General features: G+C 68.7%; 21 protein-coding genes. 20 read left to right on the top strand and 1 reads right to left on the bottom strand.

What is annotated here, in order from left to right:
• Positions 1-95: 95 nt before the first annotated feature.
• From ABE85_RS20480 to gph, 6 genes are all read left to right on the top strand, one after another.
• Positions 96-917 (top strand): alpha/beta hydrolase, encoded by an 822-nt coding sequence (locus tag ABE85_RS20480; RefSeq protein ID WP_067278958.1) that lies wholly within the window; start codon positions 96-98, stop codon positions 915-917.
• A 78-nt stretch (positions 918-995) separates the two neighbouring features.
• Positions 996-1,703, top strand: coding sequence for a heavy metal response regulator transcription factor (locus ABE85_RS20475; RefSeq protein ID WP_067278956.1), 708 nt, complete (start codon positions 996-998; stop codon positions 1,701-1,703).
• Positions 1,704-1,743: 40 nt separating this feature from the next.
• Positions 1,744-3,198 (top strand): heavy metal sensor histidine kinase, encoded by a 1,455-nt coding sequence (locus ABE85_RS20470; protein WP_082938795.1) that lies wholly within the window; start codon positions 1,744-1,746, stop codon positions 3,196-3,198.
• 105 nt (positions 3,199-3,303) lie between these two features.
• The gene (locus tag ABE85_RS20465) at positions 3,304-4,821 is read left to right on the top strand and encodes a methyl-accepting chemotaxis protein (protein ID WP_067283221.1); all 1,518 of its coding nucleotides are present in this window, start codon (positions 3,304-3,306) and stop codon (positions 4,819-4,821) included.
• A 129-nt stretch (positions 4,822-4,950) separates the two neighbouring features.
• On the top strand, positions 4,951-5,883 hold the full coding sequence (locus ABE85_RS20460) for a LysR family transcriptional regulator (RefSeq protein WP_067278953.1): 933 nt from the start codon (positions 4,951-4,953) through the stop codon (positions 5,881-5,883).
• Between the two features lie 20 nt (positions 5,884-5,903).
• A complete protein-coding gene (gene gph, locus ABE85_RS20455; protein WP_067278950.1) occupies positions 5,904-6,563 on the top strand; it encodes a phosphoglycolate phosphatase in 660 nt (219 codons plus the stop codon).
• Between the two features lie 73 nt (positions 6,564-6,636).
• On the opposite strand, the gene ABE85_RS20450 is transcribed toward gph, so the two are convergent.
• Positions 6,637-7,329, bottom strand: coding sequence for a chalcone isomerase family protein (locus ABE85_RS20450; protein WP_231993143.1), 693 nt, complete (start codon positions 7,327-7,329; stop codon positions 6,637-6,639).
• Between the two features lie 393 nt (positions 7,330-7,722).
• Here ABE85_RS20450 and trpE point away from each other — a divergent pair, with 393 nt between their 5' ends.
• The 14 genes from trpE to ABE85_RS20380 all read left to right on the top strand — a co-directional run bounded on the left by trpE (position 7,723) and on the right by ABE85_RS20380 (position 22,449).
• Positions 7,723-9,207 (top strand): anthranilate synthase component I, encoded by a 1,485-nt coding sequence (gene trpE, locus ABE85_RS20445; RefSeq protein WP_067278948.1) that lies wholly within the window; start codon positions 7,723-7,725, stop codon positions 9,205-9,207.
• A 27-nt stretch (positions 9,208-9,234) separates the two neighbouring features.
• Positions 9,235-9,819: an aminodeoxychorismate/anthranilate synthase component II gene (locus tag ABE85_RS20440; protein WP_067278947.1), complete on the top strand. Its 585-nt coding sequence runs from the start codon at positions 9,235-9,237 to the stop codon at positions 9,817-9,819.
• On the top strand, positions 9,816-10,895 hold the full coding sequence (gene ltaE, locus ABE85_RS20435) for a low-specificity L-threonine aldolase (protein ID WP_067278944.1): 1,080 nt from the start codon (positions 9,816-9,818) through the stop codon (positions 10,893-10,895). The genes ABE85_RS20440 and ltaE overlap by 4 nt, the downstream gene beginning before the upstream one ends.
• 13 nt (positions 10,896-10,908) lie before the next feature.
• A complete protein-coding gene (gene trpD / locus ABE85_RS20430; RefSeq protein WP_082938794.1) occupies positions 10,909-11,949 on the top strand; it encodes an anthranilate phosphoribosyltransferase in 1,041 nt (346 codons plus the stop codon).
• Between the two features lie 25 nt (positions 11,950-11,974).
• Positions 11,975-12,766 carry an indole-3-glycerol phosphate synthase TrpC gene (trpC, locus tag ABE85_RS20425; protein ID WP_067278935.1) on the top strand — a complete coding sequence of 264 codons (792 nt, stop codon included), beginning with the start codon at positions 11,975-11,977 and terminating at the stop codon, positions 12,764-12,766.
• A 9-nt stretch (positions 12,767-12,775) separates the two neighbouring features.
• A complete protein-coding gene (locus tag ABE85_RS20420) occupies positions 12,776-13,477 on the top strand; it encodes a uracil-DNA glycosylase (protein WP_067278932.1) in 702 nt (233 codons plus the stop codon).
• A gap of 216 nt (positions 13,478-13,693) precedes the next feature.
• On the top strand, positions 13,694-14,638 hold the full coding sequence (locus ABE85_RS20415; RefSeq protein ID WP_067278928.1) for a BadF/BadG/BcrA/BcrD ATPase family protein: 945 nt from the start codon (positions 13,694-13,696) through the stop codon (positions 14,636-14,638).
• Positions 14,639-14,652: 14 nt separating this feature from the next.
• Positions 14,653-15,396 (top strand): GntR family transcriptional regulator, encoded by a 744-nt coding sequence (locus ABE85_RS20410; RefSeq protein WP_067278925.1) that lies wholly within the window; start codon positions 14,653-14,655, stop codon positions 15,394-15,396.
• Positions 15,393-16,532 carry an N-acetylglucosamine-6-phosphate deacetylase gene (gene nagA, locus ABE85_RS20405; protein ID WP_067278923.1) on the top strand — a complete coding sequence of 380 codons (1,140 nt, stop codon included), beginning with the start codon at positions 15,393-15,395 and terminating at the stop codon, positions 16,530-16,532. Before ABE85_RS20410 ends, nagA begins: the two co-directional genes overlap by 4 nt.
• Positions 16,522-17,532: an SIS domain-containing protein gene (locus ABE85_RS20400; RefSeq protein WP_067278920.1), complete on the top strand. Its 1,011-nt coding sequence runs from the start codon at positions 16,522-16,524 to the stop codon at positions 17,530-17,532. Before nagA ends, ABE85_RS20400 begins: the two co-directional genes overlap by 11 nt.
• 68 nt (positions 17,533-17,600) lie before the next feature.
• Complete coding sequence (gene nagZ, locus ABE85_RS20395; RefSeq protein ID WP_067278917.1) at positions 17,601-19,082, top strand: beta-N-acetylhexosaminidase; 1,482 nt, start codon at positions 17,601-17,603, stop codon at positions 19,080-19,082.
• Between the two features lie 46 nt (positions 19,083-19,128).
• A complete protein-coding gene (locus tag ABE85_RS20390; protein WP_067278914.1) occupies positions 19,129-20,460 on the top strand; it encodes an MFS transporter in 1,332 nt (443 codons plus the stop codon).
• Positions 20,457-21,356 carry a glycoside hydrolase family 16 protein gene (locus ABE85_RS20385; protein WP_067278911.1) on the top strand — a complete coding sequence of 300 codons (900 nt, stop codon included), beginning with the start codon at positions 20,457-20,459 and terminating at the stop codon, positions 21,354-21,356. Before ABE85_RS20390 ends, ABE85_RS20385 begins: the two co-directional genes overlap by 4 nt.
• 19 nt (positions 21,357-21,375) lie before the next feature.
• Positions 21,376-22,449, top strand: a complete 1,074-nt coding sequence (locus ABE85_RS20380; RefSeq protein WP_067278910.1) for an acyltransferase family protein — start codon at positions 21,376-21,378, stop codon at positions 22,447-22,449.
• Positions 22,450-22,461: the final 12 nt, after the last annotated feature.

Below are 22,461 nucleotides of genomic sequence, written 5' to 3'. Positions count from 1 at the left end.
GTGGCTGTGCGTTTCGCGTGGGAGCCCGATTTCTACAGTCCATTCCAAGCAGTAGGCACAGGGCCGCTGCGGATCCCTCCACGCGAAAGAGCCTCATGAACCGCAAGACCTTCCTCGGCCAGTTGATGGCCACCGCCTTCCTCGCCACCGTGTCCATCGGCGCCGCGCAGGCCGACACCGATGCCGCGCCGTCCGTCCCGCAGTCGGCGGCCGCCTCGGCCAAGTCCGCGCCGGTCGCTGTCCACAACGTGGTGCTCGTGCACGGCCTGTACGCCGACGGTTCCAGCTGGGGCAAGGTGATCCCGCTGCTGCAGGCCAAGGGCCTGCACGTGACCTCGGTGCAGAACCCGCTGACCAGCCCGCAGGACGATGCGGACGCCGTGAAGCGCGCGCTGGCGCAGCAGGACGGCCCGACGCTGCTGGTGGGGCACTCGTACGCCGGCATGGTGATCAGCGAGGCCGGCGCCGACCCCAAGGTCAGCGGCCTGGTCTACATCGCGGCCCGCGCGCCGGACGCCGGCGAGGACTATCCCGCCCTGACCCGCAAGTTCCCGACGGCGCCCGCGGCCGCCGGCCTGAAGTGGAACGGCGACTGGGGCAGCCTGTCGCAGGACGCCTTCCTGAAGGACTTCGCCGGCGATCTGCCGTCCGCCGAGGCGCTCAGCTACTTCGCCGTGCAGCAGCCTTTCGCCCGGGCCGTGGCCAGCGGCAAGACGACGGTCGCCGCTTGGCGCGTGAAGCCGAGCTGGTACGCCGTGTCGACGCAGGACCGGACCATCAACCCCGACCTGCAGCGCTTCCTGGCGCAGCGCATGGGCGCCTCGACCATCGAGCTGAACGCCAGCCACGTCTCGCTGCTGTCGCAACCGCAGGCGGTCGCCGACCTGATCGTGAAGGCCGCGCAGGGCCAGCGCTGACTTGCTGCCGATAATCCGCCACGTGACGCCTGTGCCGCCGCGGGACTCGAGCCCGGCGGCGGCGTCCAAGGAGCAGGGATGCGTGTCCTCGTCGTCGAAGATGAACCGAAGCTGGCCGGCTACCTCCGCAAGGGGTTGACGGAGAACGGCTACGTCGTCGACGTGGCCGCCGACGGCATCGACGGCCGCCACCTGGCGCTGAACGGGGAGTACGACCTCATCGTGCTCGACGTGATGCTGCCGGGCATCAACGGCTTCAGCGTGCTGAAGGCGATCAAGGCGGAGAAGGACGTCGCGGTGCTGATGCTGACCGCGCGCGACGGCGTCGAGGACCGCGTCCACGGCCTGCAGGAGGGCGCCGACGACTACCTCGTCAAGCCCTTCGCCTTCTCGGAGCTGCTCGCGCGGCTGACGGCGTTGCGGCGCCGCGGCGTGCGCTCGGGATCGGGCGCGGGCGCCGGATCGGGCGGCGCGTCGGAGACGATGCTGACGCTCGGCGACCTGCAGCTGGACCTCGCGCGACGCAAGGCCTTCCGGGGCGGGCAGTCGATCGACCTGACGAACAAGGAATTCCTGCTGCTCGCGCTGCTGATGCGGCGTCGCGGCGAGGTGCTGTCGCGGACCGTGCTCGCGGAGCAGGTCTGGGACATGAACTTCGACAGCGACACCAACGTCGTCGACGTCGCCGTGCGTCGCCTGCGCGCGAAGGTCGACGATCCGTTCGAGACCAAGATGCTGCGCACGGTGCGCGGCATGGGCTACGTGCTGGAGGCGTCGTCGTCATGAGGCGAGCGGCCGCGACTCTCGTGTCGACGGAGGAACGCCGGTGAGCGCGGGGCGTCTCGGCTCGATCTCCGCACGGCTGGTGCTGATGCTGGCGCTGGTGGCGGTGGTGGTGTTCTCCGCCGCCGGCCTGCTGCTGCACAAGGCGCTGGAGCAGGTGCTGGTCGCCGATGAGCGTGCCGACCTGCTCGGCAAGACGGAGGTCGTGAAGCACTTCATCGGCGAGGCGCACTCGATGGACGATCTGCCGATGCTGCGTCGTCATCTCTCGGCGACGAGCATCGGCGGGCGCTTCCGCTGGAACGTGTGGCTGGTCGGCCGCGATGGCGCGCTGCTGTACGGTGCGGAGCCGCTGCCGCCGACGGTGCAGCGCGACGGCGACAAGGTCTGGCTGCGGCGGCAGGACGGCGTCGAGTTGCGCGGCGCGCATTTCCTGCTGCCCGATCACGCGGTGTTCCCCGACGCGCAGGTGCTGATCGGCATGGATCCCAGGCCGCGTCAGCAGATGCTGGCGACCTACGACGACGCGGGACTGCTGGTCGGCGTGGCCGGCGTGCTCTGCACGATCGCGCTGGCGTGGCTCGCCACGCGGCGCGGATTGCGCGCGTTGTCGGCGCTGTCGCGCGAGGCGGCGGTGATCCAGCCCGGCGCGTTGTCGCGCCGGCTCACGTTGCCGGAGGACAGCGCCGAGCTGATGCCGCTCGCGCAGCGCTTCAACGAGGTGCTGTCGCGGATGGAGGAAGCCTGGACACAGCTCGAGGGCTTCAACGCGAACGTGGCCCACGAGCTGCGCACGCCGCTGGCGATCATGATCAACGGCGCGGAGGTGGTGCTGTCGCGGGACCGGCCGGAGGCCGAGATGCGCGACGTGCTGGAGTCCCACCTCGAGGAGCTGCGCGGCATGGCGTCGATGATCAACGACATGCTGTTCCTCGCGCGCGCCGACCAGGGCGACGCGGCGGCCGACCTCGTCGAGCTGTCGTTGCGGGATGAGGCGCACGGCGTGGGCGAATTCGTCGAGATCCTGCTCGACGAGAAACATCAGCGTCTCTTCGTGGACGGCGAGCACCGGCTGCCCGCCAACCGCGCGCTGCTGCGCCGCGCGCTGGTGAACCTGCTGACCAACGCGTCGCGGCATGCGCCGGAAGGGGCGACGCTCACGGTGTGCATCGAGTCGGTGACGAAGGGTCAGGGCTTGCGCGACGGCGGCAATGGCGAGAGCGCCAATGGTGTCGAAGGCGCAAGGATCGTCGTGATCAACCCCGGCGATCCGATCCCCGAAGAGGTCCGCCGACGGATGTTCGACCGCTTCTGGCGCGGCGAGTCCTCGCGCTCCAAGGCGGGGGACCGGTTCGGCCTCGGACTGGCCATCGTGCGCGCGGTCGCCCGCATGCACGGGGGCGAGACCTTCGTCGACTCGGTTGATGGGAAGACCGAAATCGGTTTCACGCTCCGTACCCCGATCCGTGCGGTTGTGACGGATAACGCCGTGCGTTAGCGCTCGCCAGGGTTCATCCCAGTGGGGATCTGGCCGATAAACCCGGATTGGCCCGTTCGGGCCATCCCGTCCGCCGTGCGCGGCCTGCCAGCCTTCCACACGCCCATGAAACTCCGAACCCGAATCCTCTTCCTGTGTCTTGCCGCGCTGATCGGCATGGTGGTCCTGGCGGCGGTGTCCTTGACGACGCTGCGCCAGACGATGATGAAGGAGCGCACCGCGCAGCTCTCGACGCTGGTGGTGCTGGCGCAGTCCGCGCTGGAGAAGCTGCATGAGCAGGAGACCGCGGGCAAGATCACCCGCGAGGAAGCGCAGAAGCAGGGCAAGCTGATCATCGGCAGCTTCCGCAAGGACGAGCTGTACTTCTTCGTCCGCGGCTACAGCGACGACGTCAACCTCGTGCACCCGAACCCGAAGCGCGTCGGCATCGTCGACGCCAAGGGCGGCAAGGAGGCCGGCGTGCGTTATCGCACCGCGCTCGAGGGCAAGAAGATCGGCACCGTGATCGCGCTGGGCACGCGGCCCAACACGAAGGACGAGGTCGAGAAGCTCTACGCGGTGGTCCGCTTCGAGCCGTGGGACTGGATCATCGGCTTCGGCGACTACATCGACGACATCGACAACGCCTTCTGGCGCAGCGCCACGATGCTGCTGTCCATCGGCGTGGCGCTGATGGCGGTGGTGGGCGTGCTGGGCTGGCGCCTGGCGGGCAGCATCTACCGGCAGCTGGGCGGTGAGCCGGCCTATGCCTCGGACATCGTCCACCGCATCGGCGCGGGCGACCTGAACGTGGCGGTGGACCTGCGCGACGCGCATGCGGACAGCCTGCTCTCCGCGATGGACCGCATGCAGCGCAGCCTGTCGACGACCGTCGGCCAGATCCGCGGTTCCACCGACACGATCGCGACCGCTGCCGGCGAGATCGCCGCCGGCAACCGCGACCTGTCGTCGCGCACCGAGTCCCAGGCGAGCGCGCTGGAAGAGACGGCGGCCTCGATGGAAGAGCTGACCGCTACGGTCAAGCAGAGCGCCGACAACGCGCGTCAGGCCAACCAGCTGGCGATGTCCGCGTCCGAGATCGCGGTGCAGGGCGGCAAGGTCGTCGACGAGGTGGTGGCGACGATGGCGTCGATCAGCAGCTCGTCCAACAAGATCGTGGACATTATCGGCACGATCGACGGGATCGCGTTCCAGACCAACATCCTGGCGCTGAACGCGGCGGTGGAGGCGGCCCGTGCGGGCGAGCAGGGCCGCGGCTTCGCGGTGGTGGCGTCGGAAGTGCGCACGCTGGCGCAGCGCAGCGCGACGGCGGCCAAGGAGATCAAGGCGCTGATCGGCGACTCGGTGCAGAAGGTCGAGGCCGGCGGTGCGCTGGTGAGCCAGGCGGGCGCGACGATGTCGCAGATCGTCGGCAGCGTGAAGCGGGTCACCGACATCGTGGGCGAGATCTCCAGCGCCAGCCAGGAGCAGACCGCGGGCATCGAGCAGATCAACCAGGCCATCGCGCAGATGGACCAGGCGACGCAGCAGAACGCGGCGCTGGTGGAGCAGGCATCCGCCGCGGCGGAGTCGCTGGAGCAGCAGTCGCAGGTGCTCGTCACCGCGGTCGGCGTCTTCTCGTAATCGTTGCTCGATGACGCAGGGCCCGGCGATCGGAAGATCGTCGGGCCCTTGTCGTTTCCGTTTCCATTGCCGTTGCATTCATCCGATTTATCCGTTGAACAACAGATATGCATGGGGCAACATGGCTGGATGCGATACGACCTGAACCTGCTGCCGGTCTTCCTGGCGGTGATGGAGGAGCGCAGCGTGACCCGCGCGGCGCAGCGGCTGGGCATCACGCAGCCGGCGCTGTCCAACGCGTTGACGCGGCTGCGGGCGATGCTGATGGATCCGCTCTTCATCCGCGAGCGCTACGGCATGCAGCCCACGCAGAAGGCGGAGGAACTCGCGCCCATCATTGCCGCCGCGCTGGCCAGCCTGGACGGGGCGATCCTCGGCCAGCGGGACTTCGATCCGGCGAAGTCGACGCAGCTGGTGACGCTGGCGCCCAACAGCTATGTCGAGCTGGTGCTGGTGCCGGCCATCGTCGCGCGGCTGCGGGAGCTGGCGCCGAACATGGCGGTGCGGCTCACGCCGTTCGGTACCGATCTGGCGGAGACGGGCGTGATCTCGGGCTCGACGGCGATGGTGCTGGGGCGGGTGGTCGAACCGCCGGACAACCTCGTCGTGCAGCACGTGATGGAGGACGGGCTCGCCTGCATCGTGCGACGCGGGCATCCGACGGTGGACCGGAAGATGACGCGCAAGCAGTACGAGCAGCTCAAGCACGTGAACGTGCTGCCGCCGGGTCGTCTGCGCGTGGGCCTGTTCCAGGCGCTGGAGAAGCAGGGACTGAAGCGCGAGGTCGCGGTGTCGGTGACGCACTTCCTGGCGGTGCCGGAAGTGGTCGCGGTGACCGACTACTGCGCGACGCTGCCGGCGCAGATCTGCCGGAAGCTGGCGTCGGACAAGCGGCTGAAGGTGCTGCCGTCGCCGGTGGACCTGGGAACCTTCCCGGTGGAGATCGCGTGGCACGTCAGATACCGGGACGATCCGGCGCACCGTTGGTTGAGGGCGCTGGTGGCGGAGGTCGCGGCCGAGGTGCAAGCGCAGGGCGAGGTGCCTTCGACGAAGAAGGCCTGAGGCGCGGCTAGGATGACGGCATGCCTTTGCTCCATCCGACTCCCACCGCCTTCATGCTCGACCTCGACGGCACGCTCGTCGACACCTTGGGCGACTTCGTTGCGGTGCTGAACCGCGTGATGGCCGACATGTCGCTGCCTTCCGTGCAGCGCGATTTCGTCGAGCACACGATCGGTCAGGGCAGCGAGCACCTGATCCGCAGCGTGCTCGCCGAAGTCGGCGCTCCCCAGCAGCACTACGAGCAGGCCTGGGCGCTCTACCAGCGCCACTATGAAGTGCTCAACGGCGAACACGCCGACGTTTTCCCTGGCGTGATCGAAGGACTGGATGCGCTGAAGGCGCTCGGCCTGCCGATGGCCTGCCTGACCAACAAGCCCGCCGCGTTCGCGCGTGAGCTGCTCAAGCGCAAGGGTTTGGACCGCTACTTCGACCGTGTCTTCGGCGGCGACGACTTCGAGCGCAAGAAGCCCGATCCGATGCCGTTGCTCAAGACCTGCGAGGCGCTGGGCTCAACGCCGGCGACGACCTGGATGATCGGCGACTCCAGCAACGACGCGCGCGCCGCGCATGCCGCCGGCTGCCCGATCGCGCTGGTCAGCTACGGCTACAACCACGGACAGCCCATCCGCGAGGTGCCCGCGGAGCGCTACATCGACCGGCTCGACGAACTGCTGGGCTGAAAACGACGATGCGCCGTCCGCATCACGCGGAACGGCGCATCGTCGGGTGCCGGCTCCGGCGGCCCTGGGGGCTTCAGCGGCTGCTGCCCGCCGCGTTGCGGTTGCTGGTCACCGGCGCCGCCTTGCCGCCGCCCAGCAAGGCCACCTTCAGGTCGCTGTCAGCCGGCGATTTGCCCAGCCAGATCTTCAGCAGCACGTTGAAAAAGTCCTCGCCCTTGATCGGCTCGCCGGGGATCAACTGGCCGTTGACGAAGACCACCGTGCCCGTCCCGGGGATGTAGTCCACGCCGAAGCTCTCGCCCGTCTTGAGCTTCTTCTTCTGCACGAAGATCTCCGACATGCGCAGCACGCCGACGATCGAACGCCCGAATTCCTCGCGCGTCGCGTTCTGCTCCATGCCCTTGGTGAAGAGCTTGCCCAGCTCCTCGCCGTCGATGTCGCGCAGCATCTGGATGTGCATGCGCTTCGGGCCGGTGTTGGCCAGCACCGCCTCGGGCGTGGTGGCCTTGGCGTTCATGTACAGGCCGGCCGTGTAGACCTTGAAGATCGCCTTGTAGCGGATCCCCGCCCCGTTGAGCTGCAGCTTCTGGCCCGCCACCTCGGCGGTGCCGTCGTACTTGACGCCGGCCAGCTCGATCGGCGCCGTGGTGGCGGCCGCAGCGGCCGCGGAAGCCGCCGGAGGCGACGATTGGGCCGACGCGGCGATCGGCGTCAGCATCGCGGCGGCGAGCACGCCCGCGGCCATCAGGACTTTGCGCTTGGACATGTGTCTCCATTCCCTCCGGAAGGATCGGCCGACTCCACGGTCGACTCTGATGCGAAGTATCCGACAGCCATGCGAAGCCGGGCCTCCGGGAATCCTCCTGCCCACGTCGCCTGCTACACTGATCAACACCATGTTTATCACGCGCAAGCACATCAAGGGGTCGAACGACCGGGGAGCCTGGCCCTGGCGATCCTGGTCCGACTTCACCTGAAGCCGCCTGATGCTTGCCACCCGCCGTCCACCCCTATCCCCCGGACGCGGGAACCGTCACACATCCTCTGCACCCTACCGTACGGGGCAGGTCCAACAGGCGACCTGAGTTACCGCTTGCGCGCGCGTCGTGATGCCCTGCGTCACTGACGACACGCCGCATCCGCCAAGAGGTTTGACGACGTGATCACCGAACTGGAATTCCAAAGCCTGGCCGCCGACGGCTACAACCGCATCCCGCTGATCAGCGAGGCCTTCGCGGATCTCGAGACCCCGCTCTCGCTCTACCTGAAGCTCTGCGCCGGCAACGGCCCGGGCCGCCACAGCTTCCTGCTGGAGTCGGTGGTCGGCGGTGAACGCTTCGGCCGCTACTCCTTCATCGGCCTGCCCGCGCGCACCGTGCTGAAGAGCGAAGGCCCCGTCACCCGCGTGATCCGCGACGGCGCCGTCATCGAGACGCACGAGGGCGACCCGCTCGCCTTCATCGAGGCCTACCAGCAGCGCTTCAAGGTCGCGCTCCGTCCCGGAATGCCGCGCTTCTGCGGCGGACTCGCCGGCTACTTCGGCTACGACGCCGTCCGCTACATCGAGCCGCGCCTGGCCGAGTCCACGCCCGACGGCGGCCTGCCGACGCCGGACGTGATGCTGCTGCAGTGCGAGGAGCTCGCCGTCATCGACAACCTGTCGGGCAAGCTCTACCTGATCGTCTACGCCGACCCGGGCCAGTCCGAGGCCTACTTCAAGGCGAAGAAGCGCCTCACCGAACTGAAGGACAAGCTGGGTTACTCGGTCGCCGCGCCGCGCGTCGCGCGGGCGCAGGCGCATCCGGTCGAACGGGAGTTCGCGAAGGCCGACTTCCTCGCTTCCGTCGACAAGGCCAAGGCCTACATCGCGGCCGGCGACTGCATGCAGATCGTCTTCGGCCAGCGGCTGAAGAAGCGCTACACGGAGTCGCCGCTGAGCCTCTACCGTGCGCTGCGCTCGCTGAATCCCAGCCCCTACATGTACTTCTACGACATGGGGGACTTCCAGATCGTGGGCGCCTCGCCGGAGATCCTGGTGCGCCAGGAGCAGACGCCCGACGGCCGCAAGGTCACGATCCGACCGCTGGCCGGCACGCGTCCCCGCGGCGGCACCCCGGAGCAGGACCAGGCGCTGGAGGTCGAGCTCAAGGCCGATCCGAAGGAACGCGCCGAGCACCTGATGCTGATCGACCTGGCCCGCAACGACATCGGCCGCATCGCGCAGACCGGCAGCGTGAAGGTGACGGACGCCTTCGCGGTGGAACGCTACTCGCACGTGATGCACATCGTCAGCAACGTCGAGGGGATCCTGAAACCTGGCGTCGGCAACATGGACGTGTTCCGCGCGAGCTTCCCGGCGGGCACGCTGTCGGGCGCGCCCAAGATCCGCGCGATGGAGATCATCGACGAGCTCGAACCCGTCAAGCGCGGCATCTACGGCGGCGCCTGCGGCTACCTGAGCTTCGGCGGCGACATGGACCTGGCCATCGCGATCCGCACCGGCATCGTCATGGACCAGGTGCTGTACGTGCAGGCGGCCGCGGGCATCGTGGCGGACTCGGTCCCCGAGCTCGAATGGAAGGAGACCGAGGCCAAGGCGCGCGCGCTGCTGCGCGCCGCGGAACTGGTCGAAGAAGGCTTCTGAAGCTGAAGTGAACGAAGGAGCAAGAACATGCTGCTGATGATCGACAACTACGACAGCTTCACCTTCAACCTGGTGCAGTACTTCGCCGAGCTCGGCGCCGAGGTGAAGACGGTCCGCAACGACCAGATCACGCTGGACGAGATCGCCGCGCTCAACCCGACGCAGCTGGTGCTCTCGCCCGGTCCGTGCACGCCCAAGGAAGCGGGCGTCTGCGTGCCGGCGATCCAGCGCTTCATCGGCAAGTTGCCGATCCTCGGCGTGTGCCTTGGGCACCAGAGCATCGGCGCCGCGCTGGGCGGCAACATCATTCGCGCCAAGGTGCAGATGCACGGCAAGTCCTCGACGATCACGACCGACAACCAAGGCGTCTTCAGCGGTCTGCCCGGGCGCTTCGACGTGATCCGCTACCACTCGCTCGCGATCGAGGAATCGACGATCCCGAAAGAGCTGGAGATCAGCGCCCGCAGCGAGGACGGCGAGATCATGGGCGTGCGTCACCGCGCGCTCGCCGGCACGGCGACGCCGCTGGAAGGCGTCCAGTTCCATCCCGAATCCATCCTCTCGGAGCACGGTCACGCGATGCTCAAGAACTTCCTGGAGTTGGCACGATGAACGAAGGCAGCAAGGCAGCAGGTCAGAGCGGCGGCAACATCGGCGCGATCGTCGATCTGCGCAGCGATACCGTCACCCAGCCGACCGCGGGCATGCGCGCGGCCATGGCGTCCGCGGCGCTGGGCGACGACGTCTTCGGCGACGACCCGAGCGTCAACGCGCTGCAGGCGGCGCTGGCGGAGCGGCTCGGCTTCGAGGCCGCGCTGTTCATGCCCACGGGCACGCAGAGCAACCTGTGCGCGCTGATGGCGCATTGCCAGCGCGGCGATGAATACATCGTCGGCCAGTACGCCCACACCTACCGCTGGGAAGGCGGCGGCGCCGCGGTGCTGGGCTCGATCCAGCCGCAGCCGCTGAACCACGCGCCGGACGGCTCGCTGCCGCTGGCCGACATCGAAGCCAACATCAAGCCCGACGACGCGCACTTCGCGCGCACGCGGCTGCTGGCGCTCGAGAACACGGTCGGTGGCAAGGTGCTGCCGATGGACTACCTCGCCGCCGCCGCCGACCTGGCGAAGCGGCACGGCCTGTCGCACCACCTCGACGGCGCCCGGATGTTCAACGCGGCGGTCGCGGTCGCCGCGCAGGACGGCAGCGATCCGTACGACGCCGCGAAGCGCATCTGCTCGCACTTCGACAGCGTGTCGGTCTGCTTCTCCAAGGGCCTGGGCGCGCCGGTCGGCTCGGTGCTGTGCGGCTCGCGCGAGCTCATCAAGAGCGCGCACCGCTGGCGCAAGATGCTGGGCGGCGGCATGCGCCAGGCCGGGCTGCTCGCGGCGGCGGCGCACTACGCGCTCGACCACCAGGTGAAGCGCCTGGTCGAGGACCATGCGCTGGCGAAGCGCCTCGCTGAAGGACTGCAAGGCCTGCCGGGGCTGACCGTCGAAGCACCGCAGACCAACATCGTCTTCTGCGACGTCGACAAGGGCATTGCGGCGAAGCTGGTCGAGCATCTGAAGTCCGAAGGCGTGCTCACGACCGGCCTGTACAAGCTGCGCTTCGTGACCCACCTCGATGTGGACGCCGAGGGCGTCGACCGCGCGGTCGCGGCGACGCGCCGGTTCTTCAACGCCTGAGCGGGAGATCGCCATGCCCATCACCGACAACGAGGCTCTGACCCGCGTCATCGAGCACCGCGAGATCTTCCACGACGAGATGCTGTCGCTGATGCGCCGCATCATGAGCGGCGACATCTCGCCGGTGACCGCCGCGGCGATCCTGATCGGCCTGCGCGTCAAGAAGGAGACCATCGGCGAGATCACCGCCGCCGCGCAGGTGATGCGCGAGTTCTCCGTCAAGGTGCCGATCGAGGCAGGCCCGCATCTGGTCGACGTGGTCGGTACCGGCGGCGACGGCGCGCACACCTTCAACATCTCGACCTGCTCGATGTTCGTCGCGGCCGCGGCGGGCGCGCAGGTCGCCAAGCACGGCAACCGCAGCGTGTCGTCCAAGACCGGCAGCGCCGACGTGCTGGAGGCGCTCGGCGTCACGCTGTCGCTGCCGCCGCAGGCCGTGGCCGAGTGCGTCCGCAAGACCGGCATCGGGTTCATGTTCGCGCCCAACCACCACCCGGCGATGAAGAACATCGCGCCCGTCCGCAAGGAGCTGGGCGTGCGCACGATCTTCAACATCCTGGGGCCGCTGACCAATCCGGCCGACGCGCCCAACATCCTGATGGGCGTGTTCCATCCGGACCTCGTCGGCATCCAGGTCCGCGTGATGCAGCGCCTGGGCGCGCAGCACGCCGTGGTCGTGTACGGCAAGGACAACATGGATGAGATCTCGCTGGGCGCGGCGACCCTGGTCGGCGAGCTGAAGAACGGCGAGATCCGCGAGTACGAGGTCCATCCCGAGGACTTCGGCATGGCTATGGTCGCGAGCCGCAACCTGCGGGTCAGCGGTCCGGAGGAGAGCCGTCAGGTGCTGCTGGGCGTGCTGGGCAACGAGCCCGGCGCGGCGCGCGACATCGTGCTGCTGAATGCGGGCGCGACGCTGTACGCGGCCAACGTGGTCGAGTCGATCGCTGACGGCATCGTGAAGGCGCGCGTCGCGATCGAGTCCGGCGCCGCCCGCGCGAAGCTGGACCAGTTCGTGGCCGAGACGCAGGCGCAGGCCGCCGCGCACGCCTGAAGCAGCTTGGAATCGAGAGAGTCGTATGTCTGACATCCTGGATCGCATCAACGCCGTCAAGCGCGAGGAAGTCGCCGCCGCATCGGCTCGCGTGCCGCTGGCCGCGCTGCGTGCCGAAGCCGAATCGCGCGCCGAACCGACGCGCGGTTTCGTGAGCGCGCTGCGCGCCAAGATCGCCGAGGGCCGCAGCGGCGTCATCGCCGAAGTGAAGAAGGCCAGCCCGAGCAAGGGCGTGCTGCGCGAGGACTTCCGTCCCGCCGACATCGCCCGCAGCTACGAGCAGCACGGCGCGGCCTGCCTGAGCGTGCTGACCGATGCGCCGCATTTCCAGGGTTCCGTCGAGTTCCTGAAGCAGGCCCGCGCGGCCTGCGCGCTGCCGGTGCTGCGCAAGGACTTCATGATCGATCCGTACCAGGTCTACGAAGCGCGCGTGATGGGCGCCGACTGCATCCTGCTGATCGCGGCGAGCCTGGACGACGGCCTGATGGCTGAGCTCGAAGACTGCGCGCTGGGCCTCGGCCTGGATGTGCTGGTCGAAGTGCACGACGGCGCGGAACTCGAGCGCGCGCTGCGCTTGAAGACACCGATGGTCGGCATCAACAACCGCAACCTGAAGACCTTCGAGGTCACGCTGGACACGACGCTCGGGCTGCTGAAGCACGTACCGGCGGACCGGCTGCTGGTGACCGAGTCCGGCATCCTCGGCCCCGTCGACGTGCAGCGCATGCGCGACGCGCAGGTCAACGCCTTCCTCGTCGGCGAGGCCTTCATGCGCGCGCCCGATCCGGGCGTGGCGTTGTCGGCGCTGTTCCGCTGATTCGCGCTGATGACTGCCACGCTCAAGTCCCTCGACTGGTCGGCCGGTGATGGCTGGCAGCCCCTCATCGACGCCTGGCGCGCGAGCGCCGACGGCCAGCGCATCGAGGCGCTGCTGAAGACGCGCCTCGCCGAAGGCGCGGTGATCTATCCGCCCGATCCGCTGCGCGCGTTGCGTCTCACGCCGCTGACGAAGGTCAAGGTCGTCATCGTCGGCCAGGACCCGTACCACGGGCCGGGGCAGGCGGAGGGACTCTCGTTCTCCGTGCCGGTGGGCGAAAAGCTCCCGCCTTCGCTGCGCAACATCTTCAAGGAACTGCAGCGCGACCTGGGGCAGCAGCCGGCGATGTCGGGGCACCTCGGTCAATGGGCGCGGCGCGGCGTGCTGCTGCTCAACACCAGCCTGACCGTCGAGGACGGCGCCGCCGCCTCGCATGCGAAGAAGGGCTGGGAGTCGCTCACCGACGCGCTGATCGCGGCTACGGCGCAAGACCCGACCCCCAAGGTCTATCTGCTGTGGGGCGCCCATGCGCAGGCGAAGGCGCCGTTGATCGAAGCCGCGGGCCATCGGCATCTCGTGCTGCAGGCCAACCATCCTTCGCCGCTCTCGGCCACGCGGGGTCCTGTGCCCTTCATCGGCTGCGGGCATTTCTCCGCCGCAAGCAGCTGGCTCAAAGGGCAGGGCGTTGAGCTCGGTTGGTCCTTGGATTGACCGTACTGCCGCGGCCGCTGGCCCTCACCCCAACCCTCTCCCGCAAGCGGGAGAGGGGGTAAAACAGGCACCCGCTTGATTCCTCGCGGAGCTATAACTGGTACGTTGGTGGTCATAACCACGCAACCCCTCTGAAAGGGGCTTCGACATCAGGGTTAAGTCCAGTGCGCTACCAATTGACGCTCTGCGTTTTTTGGTACTAAACTGGTATTAATCATGACAAGCCACCCCCTGGCGGACGCCTGGTCCGCTCCTCTGCAACCCCGCTTCGCGGGCGTCCGCTTCCTGGTGGGAGTGGATGGCGGCGGCACCGGCACGCGGGTCCGGCTCAGCGATGTCGATGGACAGCTGCTCGGACAGGGATGGGCGGGACCGTCGGCGCTGGGGCAGGGCATCGCCCAGGCCTGGCGCCACATCCAGATGGCCGTGCAGGAAGCCGCGGCCAAGGCGAACATCGATCGACTGCCGCTGGGTGAGACGGCCATCGGCCTCGGTCTCTCGGGCGCTGGTGTGGCGGCGCAGGCGCAGGCCTTCATTGCCCAACAGCCCGGCTACGCCCACATCGAGCTCGTGAACGACGGCACCACCACCGTGATCGGCGCGCATGCGGGCCGGCCCGGCGGCGTGGTGGCCGCCGGCACCGGCACGGTGGGCGAGGCGCTGCGCTCGGACGGCTCGATGGTCTGCGTCAGCGGCTGGGGCTGGATAGGCGGCGATGAAGGCAGCGGCGCGTGGCTCGGCATCCAGGCGATGCGCCTTGCGCAGAAGGCCATGGACGGCCGCATCGACGCCGGACCGCTGGCTCGCGCCGTGTGGGCGGCCGCCGGTTGCCAGAACCATGAGGACCGCGATGCGATCAACGCTTGGGTCGCCCAGGCCGGTCAGCACGCGTATGCGCAATTGGCGCCGCTGGTGTTCGAGCAGTCGGAGGCCGATCCGGCCGCCGCCGCGCTTGTCGCGCAGGCGGTCGCGGAACTGGAGCAGCTCGCGCTCGCACTCGATCCGACGCGGCAGTTGCCGCTGTCGCTCGCGGGCAGCGTGGCGCAACGGCTCGCCGCGCTTTTCTCAGGCAACATTCGGGCCCGTTGCGTGTCGCCCCAAGGCGACTCGGCCGACGGTGCGCTGCGGCTGGTCCGCGGCGCTCTCTCCGACCCCCGTTGAAGACGAGAAGCCCGATGAGCACCAAGCTGCCCTTCCAGTTCAAGCCCGATCCCGCCGCCGCCTCGCCGCTGTACATGCAGCTGGCCCACAAGCTGGCGCAGGCGATCCGCGAAGGCCAGTACCAGGCCGACGAAGCCCTGCCGTCGGAACGCGTGCTCTCGGAGTCCCTCGACCTCTCGCGCGTCACCGCGCGCAAGGCGATCGACCGCCTCGTCGAGCAGGGCCTCATCGTGCGCAAGCGCGGCTCGGGCAACTACATCGCCCCGAAGCTCGAACAGCCGCTGTCGCGCCTGACCAGCTTCTCGGAAGAACTCCATCAACGCGGCTTCAAGCCCAGCAGCCGCTGGCTGACGCGCGGCTTCGCCATGGCGGCGCCGGACGAGCAGCTTTCGCTCGGCCTGACGACCGGTCAACGCGTCGCGCGCCTGGAACGCCTGCGCCTGGCGGACGCCGTGGTCATGGCCTATGAACTCTCGATCCTGCCCGAGGCCGTGCTGCCCGATCCGCAGAAGGTCGAGTCCTCGTTGTACGAGCACCTGGCCCGCCACGGCGGCGCGCCGGTGCGCGCGCTGCAGCACATCCGCGCCATCAATGCGGACTCGCGTCTGGCCGGCCTGCTGCAGGTGCCGGTCGGACAGGCGGTGCTGTTCATCACCCGCGTGGGCTACCTCGACCAGGGTCAGGCCGTGGAGCTCACCCATTCCTACTGCCGCAGCGACTACTACGACTTCGTCGCGGAGATGAGGCGAGACGGATGACGACCCAGCACATCGACGGATTCATATTGACACCCAGCGGGTTCATCCGCGGTGTGCTGGAACATGACAAGGGACGCGTCGTCCGCATCGACGGGACGCCCGCGCCGGAGTACGACGTGCGCCACGGCGCGCAGGACCTGCCCATCGTCCTCCCGGGCTTCATCGATACCCACGTCCACGGCGGCGCCGGCCGCGACACGATGGAAGGCGGCGACGCCGCCGCGCAGCTCGCGAAGCTGCATGCGAAACACGGCACGACGTCGCTGCTCGCGACGACGATGACCGCACCGCTGGACGAAATCCGGCAGGCGATGCGCGGGCTGGCCGAGCTCTGCGTCGTGCGTCCTGAAGGCGGTGCGCGCGTGCTGGGCGTGCACCTCGAAGGGCCGTACATCAATCCCGGCAAGCTCGGCGCGCAGCCGGACTTCGCCAAGGCCGCGTCGATCGCCGAGATCCGCGAGCTGCACGCGATCGCGCCGATCCGACTGATCACGCTGGCGCCGGAGTTGCCCGGCCACCTCGACCTGGTCACGCAGTTGCGCGTCGCCGGATTCCAGGTGCAGATCGGCCACTCGCTGGGCACCTACGAGGACGGCGTGGCCGCGCTCGGTCGCGGCGCCGGCGGCTTCACGCATCTGTTCAACGCGATGACGGGCCTGCACCACCGCGAGCCCGGCATGGTCGGCGCCGCGCTGGCGCATGCGCAGTACGCCGAGATCATCCCGGACCTGCTGCACGTGCACCCCGGCGCGATCCGCGTCGCGCTGCGCAGCATCCCGCATCTGTTCTGCGTCACCGATTCGACGGCCGCGGCCGGCATGCCCGACGGCGAGTACAGCCTCGGCCGCCACCGCGTCACCAAGTGCCTGGGCGGCGTGCGCCTGCCCGACGGCACGCTGGCCGGATCGACGCTGACGATGGACCAGGCGCTGCGCAACCTGGTGTTGAAACTCGGCCTGCCGATCGAGGACGCGTCCAAGCGTGTCTCGACGAACGCGGCCGACTATTTGGGTCTGGACGATCGGGGCCGGCTGGCTCCGGGCGCCTGGGCGGATTTCGTTGTGATGGACCGTGGCTTGCAGTTGCAGTGCGTGGTCGTTGAAGGAGAAGCAATTGACCTCGCGAATGCTGGATGAGGCGCTGAGCGCGCCGCAGGTGGTGGCCCGCCAACTGGCCGCCGATCAGAACGCCTACGCCTCGCTGGGCGAGGCGCTGCGCGAGCAGCCGCCGACCTCGCTGCTGACGATCGCGCGCGGCAGCTCGGACCATGCGTCCCACTACCTCGCCTATCTGCTGATGGCGCGACTGGGCCGGCTGGTGACCTCGCTGCCGATGTCGCTGATCACGCTCTACCAGAGCAAGATCGAGAGCCAGGGCCTGGTGTCCTTCGCGTTCTCGCAATCGGGCCAGAGTCCGGACCTGGTCTCCCCGACGCAGTACTTCCGCGCCAACGGCGCGCGCACGGTCGCGTTCGTGAACGCCGACGGCTCGCCGCTGGAGGCCGCCGCCGAACACGTGTTCCGCCTGCATGCCGGCGTGGAGCAGAGCGTGGCCGCGACCAAGAGCTACATCGCGCAGCTGGTGGCGGGTGCGCGCGTCGTTGCCGCGTGGCAGGGCGACGAGGATCTGTCGGCCGCGCTGCAGACCCTGCCGCAGGCGATGGAGCAGGCCGCGAAGCAGCGCTGGGACGTGGCGGTGGACGTGCTCAAGGGCGCGGACAAGCTGTTCGTCATCGGCCGCGGCACCTCGCTGCCGATCGCGCTGGAAGCGGCGCTGAAGTTCAAGGAGACCTGCGGCATCCAGGCCGAGGCCTTCTCCGGCGCCGAAGTGAAGCACGGCCCGATGGCGCTGGTGGAGGAGGGCTATCCGCTGCTGGTCTTCGCGCCGCGCGGTCCGGCGCAGGCGGGTCTGCTGGCGCTGGCCGAGGAGATGCGCGGGCGTGGCGCGCGCGTGCTGCTGGCGGCGCCCGAAGGCACGCCGGGCGCCGAGCTGCCGCTGACCTGCACCGGCAACGAGGACCTGGATCCGATCGCGGCGGTGCAGAGCTTCTATCCGATGGTCGAGGCGCTGGCACAGGCGCGGGGCCTGAACCCTGACCAGCCGCGGCATCTGGCCAAGGTCACCAAGACGCATTGACCGCGCCACCGCGCATCCATTTCCCCATCCCCAGCCGTCGACCCGCGGGCCAGGCAGAAGAGAGCGACATGAGCGAGACAGCATTCCATCCGGGCCGGCTGGTGATGGTGGACATCCAGGGCAAGACGCTGGATGCGACGACCGCAGCCTTCCTGCGCGACAACAGGATCCGCGCGGTGTGCCTGTTCCGCAAGAACCTCGGCACCGAGGCGGAGGTCCGCAAGCTCACGCAGGACCTGCGCGACGCAATGGGCGCGGATGCGCTGATCGGGCTCGACCAGGAGGGCGGTTCCGTGGTGCGGGCGACCTTCCTGCCGCAGCCGCCATCGGCGATGGCGCTGGGCGCAGCGGGTGACGAAGGGCTGGCCGAGCAGGTCGGCGCCGCGGTGGCGCGCGGGTTGCGCGGCATCGGCATCAACTGGAACTTCGCGCCGGTCACCGACATCAACAACAACCCGGCCAACCCGGTGATCGCCGAGCGCAGCTTCGGCGAGACCGCGGGCACGGTCACGCGCCTGGCCGGCGCGTGGATGAAGGGCTCGATGGCGGCGGGCGTCGCGTGCTGCATCAAGCACTTCCCGGGGCACGGCGACACGCACGTCGACTCGCACCTGGACCTGCCGACGGTCGAGAAGTCCCGCGCCGAACTGGATGCGCTCGAGCTCAAGCCCTTCCAGGCGCTGCGCGACGTGGCGCCGTCGATCATGACGGCGCACATCGTCTATCCGAAGATCGATCCGCAATATCCGGCGACGCTGTCGAAGACGATCCTGGGCGGCATCCTGCGCGACGAGTACGGTTACGACGGCGTCGTCATCACCGACGCGCTGATGATGAAGGCCATCGCCGAGCGCTACGGCTACGCGAAGGCGGCGGTGCTGGCGATCAACGCGGGCGCCGACATGATCCTCGCGCAGGGCTCGCTGGACGAGCAGGCGCAGGCGATCCATGCGCTGCAGGATGCGCTTTCGCGCGGCGGCTTGAGCGTCGAGCGCGGTCGCCAGGCCGAAGCGCGGCTGGACAAGCTGGCGCGCGATTTCCCCATCCGTTTCGATGATTACCAGGGCGCGCAGCGCGAGGCCGACGACGTGCTGATGCGCCGCGCCTGGGCCGCGGGCCTGAGCGCGCTGCGCGGTGCGACGCCGCCGGCGGTCGACCGGCCGATCCGCGTGCTGGTGCAGGACGAGGTGCCGACCGACGGCGTGTCCGAGGCGGGCCCGACCGGTGCCCAGGTGCGGGCGCTCTTCGAGGGCTACGGCGACGTCGAGTTCGTGTCGCTCGGCGACATCGCGGCGCTCGACTGGTCGGAAGTGCCGAAGGATGATCGCTTCACGATCGTGGCCTCGACGCACCGCGCGCGTTACGGCGCCAACGCCGCCGCGTGGCAACCGGACCTGCATCTGGTGCTGTGGAATCCGTTCCAGGCGCTGGATGTCTCGGCACCGACGGTGATCAGCTGGGGCTACGCCGACGGCGCGCTGGGCGCGCTCGGCGCCTGGCTGCAAGGCCGCGGCGAGGCCGGCGGCCAGTCGCCGGTCACGCTGGATTGAAGCCGGCTTGCGCCGCACCGCACCGCATCGCACCGAGGCCTCCCCCATGAGCTCCCTGAAGACTTCCCCCGCCGCAGAAGCGCGGGACAACCGCAGCCCGATGAGCTGGGTGACCAGCCTGTACTTCATGCAGGGCATGCAGTTCTTCGCCATCAACGTGATGCTGACCTACACGTTCAAGGACATGGGGGTCCCGAACGAGCAGATCACCCGCTGGACCGCCGTGCTGGGTCTCGCATGGGCCTTCAAGCCTGTGTGGAGTCCCTTCCTGGAACTGCTCTCCAGCAAGAAGATCATCGTCGTCGCGATGCAGTTCAGCGGTGCGGCGTTGCTGGCGCTCGCCGCGGCGGTGCTGCACACGCCCTGGTGGTTCGCGGGCGTGCTGTGCGTCCTGTTCGTCATGTCCTTCACGTCGGCGACGCATGACATCGCGTGCGACGGCCTGTACATGAGTTCGCTCGATCATGAGCGGCAGGCGCGTTATGCGGGTTGGCAGGGCGCGTTCTTCAACGGCGGGCGATTCTTCATCATCGGCGGCGTGCTCACCGTTGCCGACGTGCTGCAGAAGCCCATGGGCGTGTTCAACGCCTGGTCGGCGATCTTCATCGGCTTGGCGGCGGTGGCGGCAGTGCTCGCCGGATACAACACGCGCGCGCTTCCTGGTCGGATGAGCACGGAGCACAGCGACCTGAGTGCCGCGGCGATCTGGGAGACGACCCGCGAAATCATCGTGGAGTTCTTCCGAAAGCCGGGCATCTGGGTGGCCGTGCTGTTCATCGTGCTGTTCCGTTTCGCCGAGGGGCAGGTCCAGACGGTGGGACAGCTGTTCCTGGTCGATGCGCGATCGACCGGCGGGCTGGGTCTGACCAAGGGTGACGTCGCAGGCATTTACGGCTGGGTCGGTACGGGTGCGTTCCTCGTCGGCAGCGTGCTGGGCGGTTACTTCACCGCATGGCTGAGCCTGCGTCGAGCCATGCCGGTGCTGCTTCTGGCGATGTGCGTGCCCAACGCGACGTTCTACTATCTCAGCGTGACCCAGCCACAGGACATGTGGCACATCGGCGGCGCGGTATTGCTGGAGATGTTCGGCTACGGCTTCGGTTTCGTCGGGATGATCCTGTACATCATGCAGGCGGTTGCTCCGGGGCGATTCCAGACGGCCCACTACGCCCTGGGTTCTGGCGTGATGCAGCTGGGCTTTATCTTCTCGCGCAGCATCAGCGGGGATATCCAGGTGAAGGTGGGCTACGAGCACTTCTTCCTGTGGACCTTGTTCTGCGGACTGCCCGTCCTGCTCATGCTGCCCTTCATCCGGATTCCCGGGAAGGGCGCCAAGCCTGCGGAGGTGGCCGCCACTCCGATCGAGAGCGCGACATGAAGTGCTCAGTCCTCGCCGCTGCGCTCCTGACCGTCGCGAGTGCTCAAGCCGCCAGTCCTCAGTTCTTCTTCGACGACTTCAGCTACGCCGACACCGCGGCGATGTTCAGGCAAGGCTGGACGGCGCGCAGCGCGGCCGGTCATCCGGGGCTGCCTGGCGCACGCTGGGCGCCGGAAGCGTTGAGCCTCGTCGACGGCAAGCTGCGTCTGCGCGGAACCACGGACGGCACTGGCGCCGGTACGACGCAGGTGCAGGTGTGTCACCAGCGCAAGTACCTGGCAGGCACCTACGCCGCGCGCGTGCGCTTCAGCGACCAGCCGGTGAGCGGCGCCGACGGCGATCCGGTGATCCAGACCTTCTACGCGGTGAGCCCGCTGAAGCACGACTTCGATCCCGAGTTCAGCGAGCTCGACTGGGAGTACCTGCCCAACGGCGGCTGGGGCAGCGAGAAGACGCGGATCTATGGCATCACCTGGCAGACGGTGCGGCTGGACCCTTGGCTCGCCTTCAACCAGCAGCACGAGGAATTCGGCGCGCTGGGTGAGCGGGGCAAGGACTGGCACACGCTGGTGATGCAGGTCGCGAACGGCCGCACGCACTGGTTCATCGACGGCCGGAAGATCGACGAGCACGGCGGCCGGAACTATCCGGTGGTGCCGATGTCGATCAACGTCAACCTGTGGTTCTCGCCGGAGGGGCCGCTGCCGCAGGGGCCCGCCGGCGGTCCGCCGCGGGTGTACGAAGAGGACGTCGACTGGGTCTTCCATGCAAAGGACACGGTGCTGAGTCCGGCCGCGGTGGAGGCGCAGGTGAAGCGCTGGCGTGCCGGCGGCGTCGCGCGCCTCGACCAGGTGCCGGCTGCCGAGCCGGCGCTTGAGAGCCGCTGCGACTTCTGATCCTTTCGACCTCATTCCCATGAACGCTCCTTCGAAACGCATCGCGTCCGTCGACGCGCTGCGCGGTCTGGCCGTGGCCGCAATGCTGCTGGTCAACAACCCCGGCGACTGGGGCTACGTCTACGCGCCGTTGGAGCACGCGGCCTGGAACGGCTGGACGCCGACCGACCTCGTCTTCCCGTTCTTCCTGTTCATCGTGGGCGTGTCGCTGTCGCTCGCGATGGGCGCACGGATCGAGGCGGGCGGCGGCGATGCGCTGCGCGGCACCGTGATCAGGCGCGGGCTGCGCATCCTGGTGCTCGGACTGGTGCTGCACGCGCTGGCGTGGTGGCTGATGGGCAAGCCGGCCTTGCGCATTCCCGGCGTGCTGCAGCGCATCGGTCTGTGCTTCGCCTTCACCGGGTTGATCGCCATCCAGTGGCGGGCGACGGGTCAGCGTCTGTGGATCGCTGCGCTGCTGCTCGGCTACGGCGCGTTGCTGCTGTGGGGCGGTCCGCTCGACAAGGCCGGCAACATCGCCAGCCGCATCGACGCCTGGCTGCTGGGGCCTCATGGCTACGAGTGGGATCCGGTCACCGGCCTCGGCCACGATCCTGAAGGCATCGTCGCCACGCTGGGTGCGCTCGCGACGACGCTGCTCGGCTGGCGCTGCGGTGAGGCGCTGCGCACCGGCGCGCTGAAGCAGCTCGCGACCATCGGCCTCACGGCTGCGGCAGCGGGTTTCGCGCTCGATGCGATCGGCCTGATGCCGATCAACAAGAACCTGTGGACGCCGTCGTTCGTCCTGTTCACCGGCGGTCTCGCCGCGCTGGCGTTGCTGGGCGCGCACGGACTGATCGATCGCCTCGGCTGGCCGCCGCTGTTCCGAAGCTTCGGTGTCAACGCGATCGCCGCCTACGCCGGCGCATGGTGCTGCACCGTCGCGCTCGTCGGCTTCGGCTGGATGGATCCGCTCTATACGCACGGCTTCGGCTGGCTGGAGCCGCTCGTCGGACCGTACGGGCGCTCGCTGGCGTTCGCGCTGGTGTTCGTCGCCGTCTGGTGGGCGATCGTGCGTGAGCTCGACCGGCGCCGCTGGTACTGGAAGATCTGAGCGGGCTGCGCC

Source organism: Mitsuaria sp. 7, from assembly GCF_001653795.1.
Taxonomy (GTDB): domain Bacteria; phylum Pseudomonadota; class Gammaproteobacteria; order Burkholderiales; family Burkholderiaceae_C; genus Roseateles.
This window is presented reverse-complemented; position numbering and strand designations above follow the sequence as displayed.

Bases quoted from the DNA above. Each gene is read 5' to 3' on its own strand.
- ABE85_RS20420 (WP_067278932.1), top strand. From the start codon at position 12,776: ATGACTGCCACGCTCAAGTCCCTCGACTGGTCGGCCGGTGATGGCTGG.
- gph (WP_067278950.1), top strand. From the start codon at position 5,904: ATGCCTTTGCTCCATCCGACTCCCACCGCCTTCATGCTCGACCTCGAC.
- ABE85_RS20380 (WP_067278910.1), top strand. From the start codon at position 21,376: ATGAACGCTCCTTCGAAACGCATCGCGTCCGTCGACGCGCTGCGCGGT.
- ABE85_RS20465 (WP_067283221.1), top strand. From the start codon at position 3,304: ATGAAACTCCGAACCCGAATCCTCTTCCTGTGTCTTGCCGCGCTGATC.
- nagZ (WP_067278917.1), top strand. From the start codon at position 17,601: ATGAGCGAGACAGCATTCCATCCGGGCCGGCTGGTGATGGTGGACATC.
- ABE85_RS20460 (WP_067278953.1), top strand. From the start codon at position 4,951: ATGCGATACGACCTGAACCTGCTGCCGGTCTTCCTGGCGGTGATGGAG.
- nagA (WP_067278923.1), top strand. From the start codon at position 15,393: ATGACGACCCAGCACATCGACGGATTCATATTGACACCCAGCGGGTTC.
- ABE85_RS20390 (WP_067278914.1), top strand. From the start codon at position 19,129: ATGAGCTCCCTGAAGACTTCCCCCGCCGCAGAAGCGCGGGACAACCGC.
- ABE85_RS20475 (WP_067278956.1), top strand. From the start codon at position 996: ATGCGTGTCCTCGTCGTCGAAGATGAACCGAAGCTGGCCGGCTACCTC.
- trpD (WP_082938794.1), top strand. From the start codon at position 10,909: ATGCCCATCACCGACAACGAGGCTCTGACCCGCGTCATCGAGCACCGC.
- ABE85_RS20410 (WP_067278925.1), top strand. From the start codon at position 14,653: ATGAGCACCAAGCTGCCCTTCCAGTTCAAGCCCGATCCCGCCGCCGCC.
- trpC (WP_067278935.1), top strand. From the start codon at position 11,975: ATGTCTGACATCCTGGATCGCATCAACGCCGTCAAGCGCGAGGAAGTC.
- ABE85_RS20480 (WP_067278958.1), top strand. From the start codon at position 96: ATGAACCGCAAGACCTTCCTCGGCCAGTTGATGGCCACCGCCTTCCTC.
- ABE85_RS20415 (WP_067278928.1), top strand. From the start codon at position 13,694: ATGACAAGCCACCCCCTGGCGGACGCCTGGTCCGCTCCTCTGCAACCC.
- ltaE (WP_067278944.1), top strand. From the start codon at position 9,816: ATGAACGAAGGCAGCAAGGCAGCAGGTCAGAGCGGCGGCAACATCGGC.
- ABE85_RS20400 (WP_067278920.1), top strand. From the start codon at position 16,522: ATGCTGGATGAGGCGCTGAGCGCGCCGCAGGTGGTGGCCCGCCAACTG.
- ABE85_RS20440 (WP_067278947.1), top strand. From the start codon at position 9,235: ATGCTGCTGATGATCGACAACTACGACAGCTTCACCTTCAACCTGGTG.
- ABE85_RS20450 (WP_231993143.1), bottom strand. From the start codon at position 7,329: ATGTCCAAGCGCAAAGTCCTGATGGCCGCGGGCGTGCTCGCCGCCGCG.
- ABE85_RS20385 (WP_067278911.1), top strand. From the start codon at position 20,457: ATGAAGTGCTCAGTCCTCGCCGCTGCGCTCCTGACCGTCGCGAGTGCT.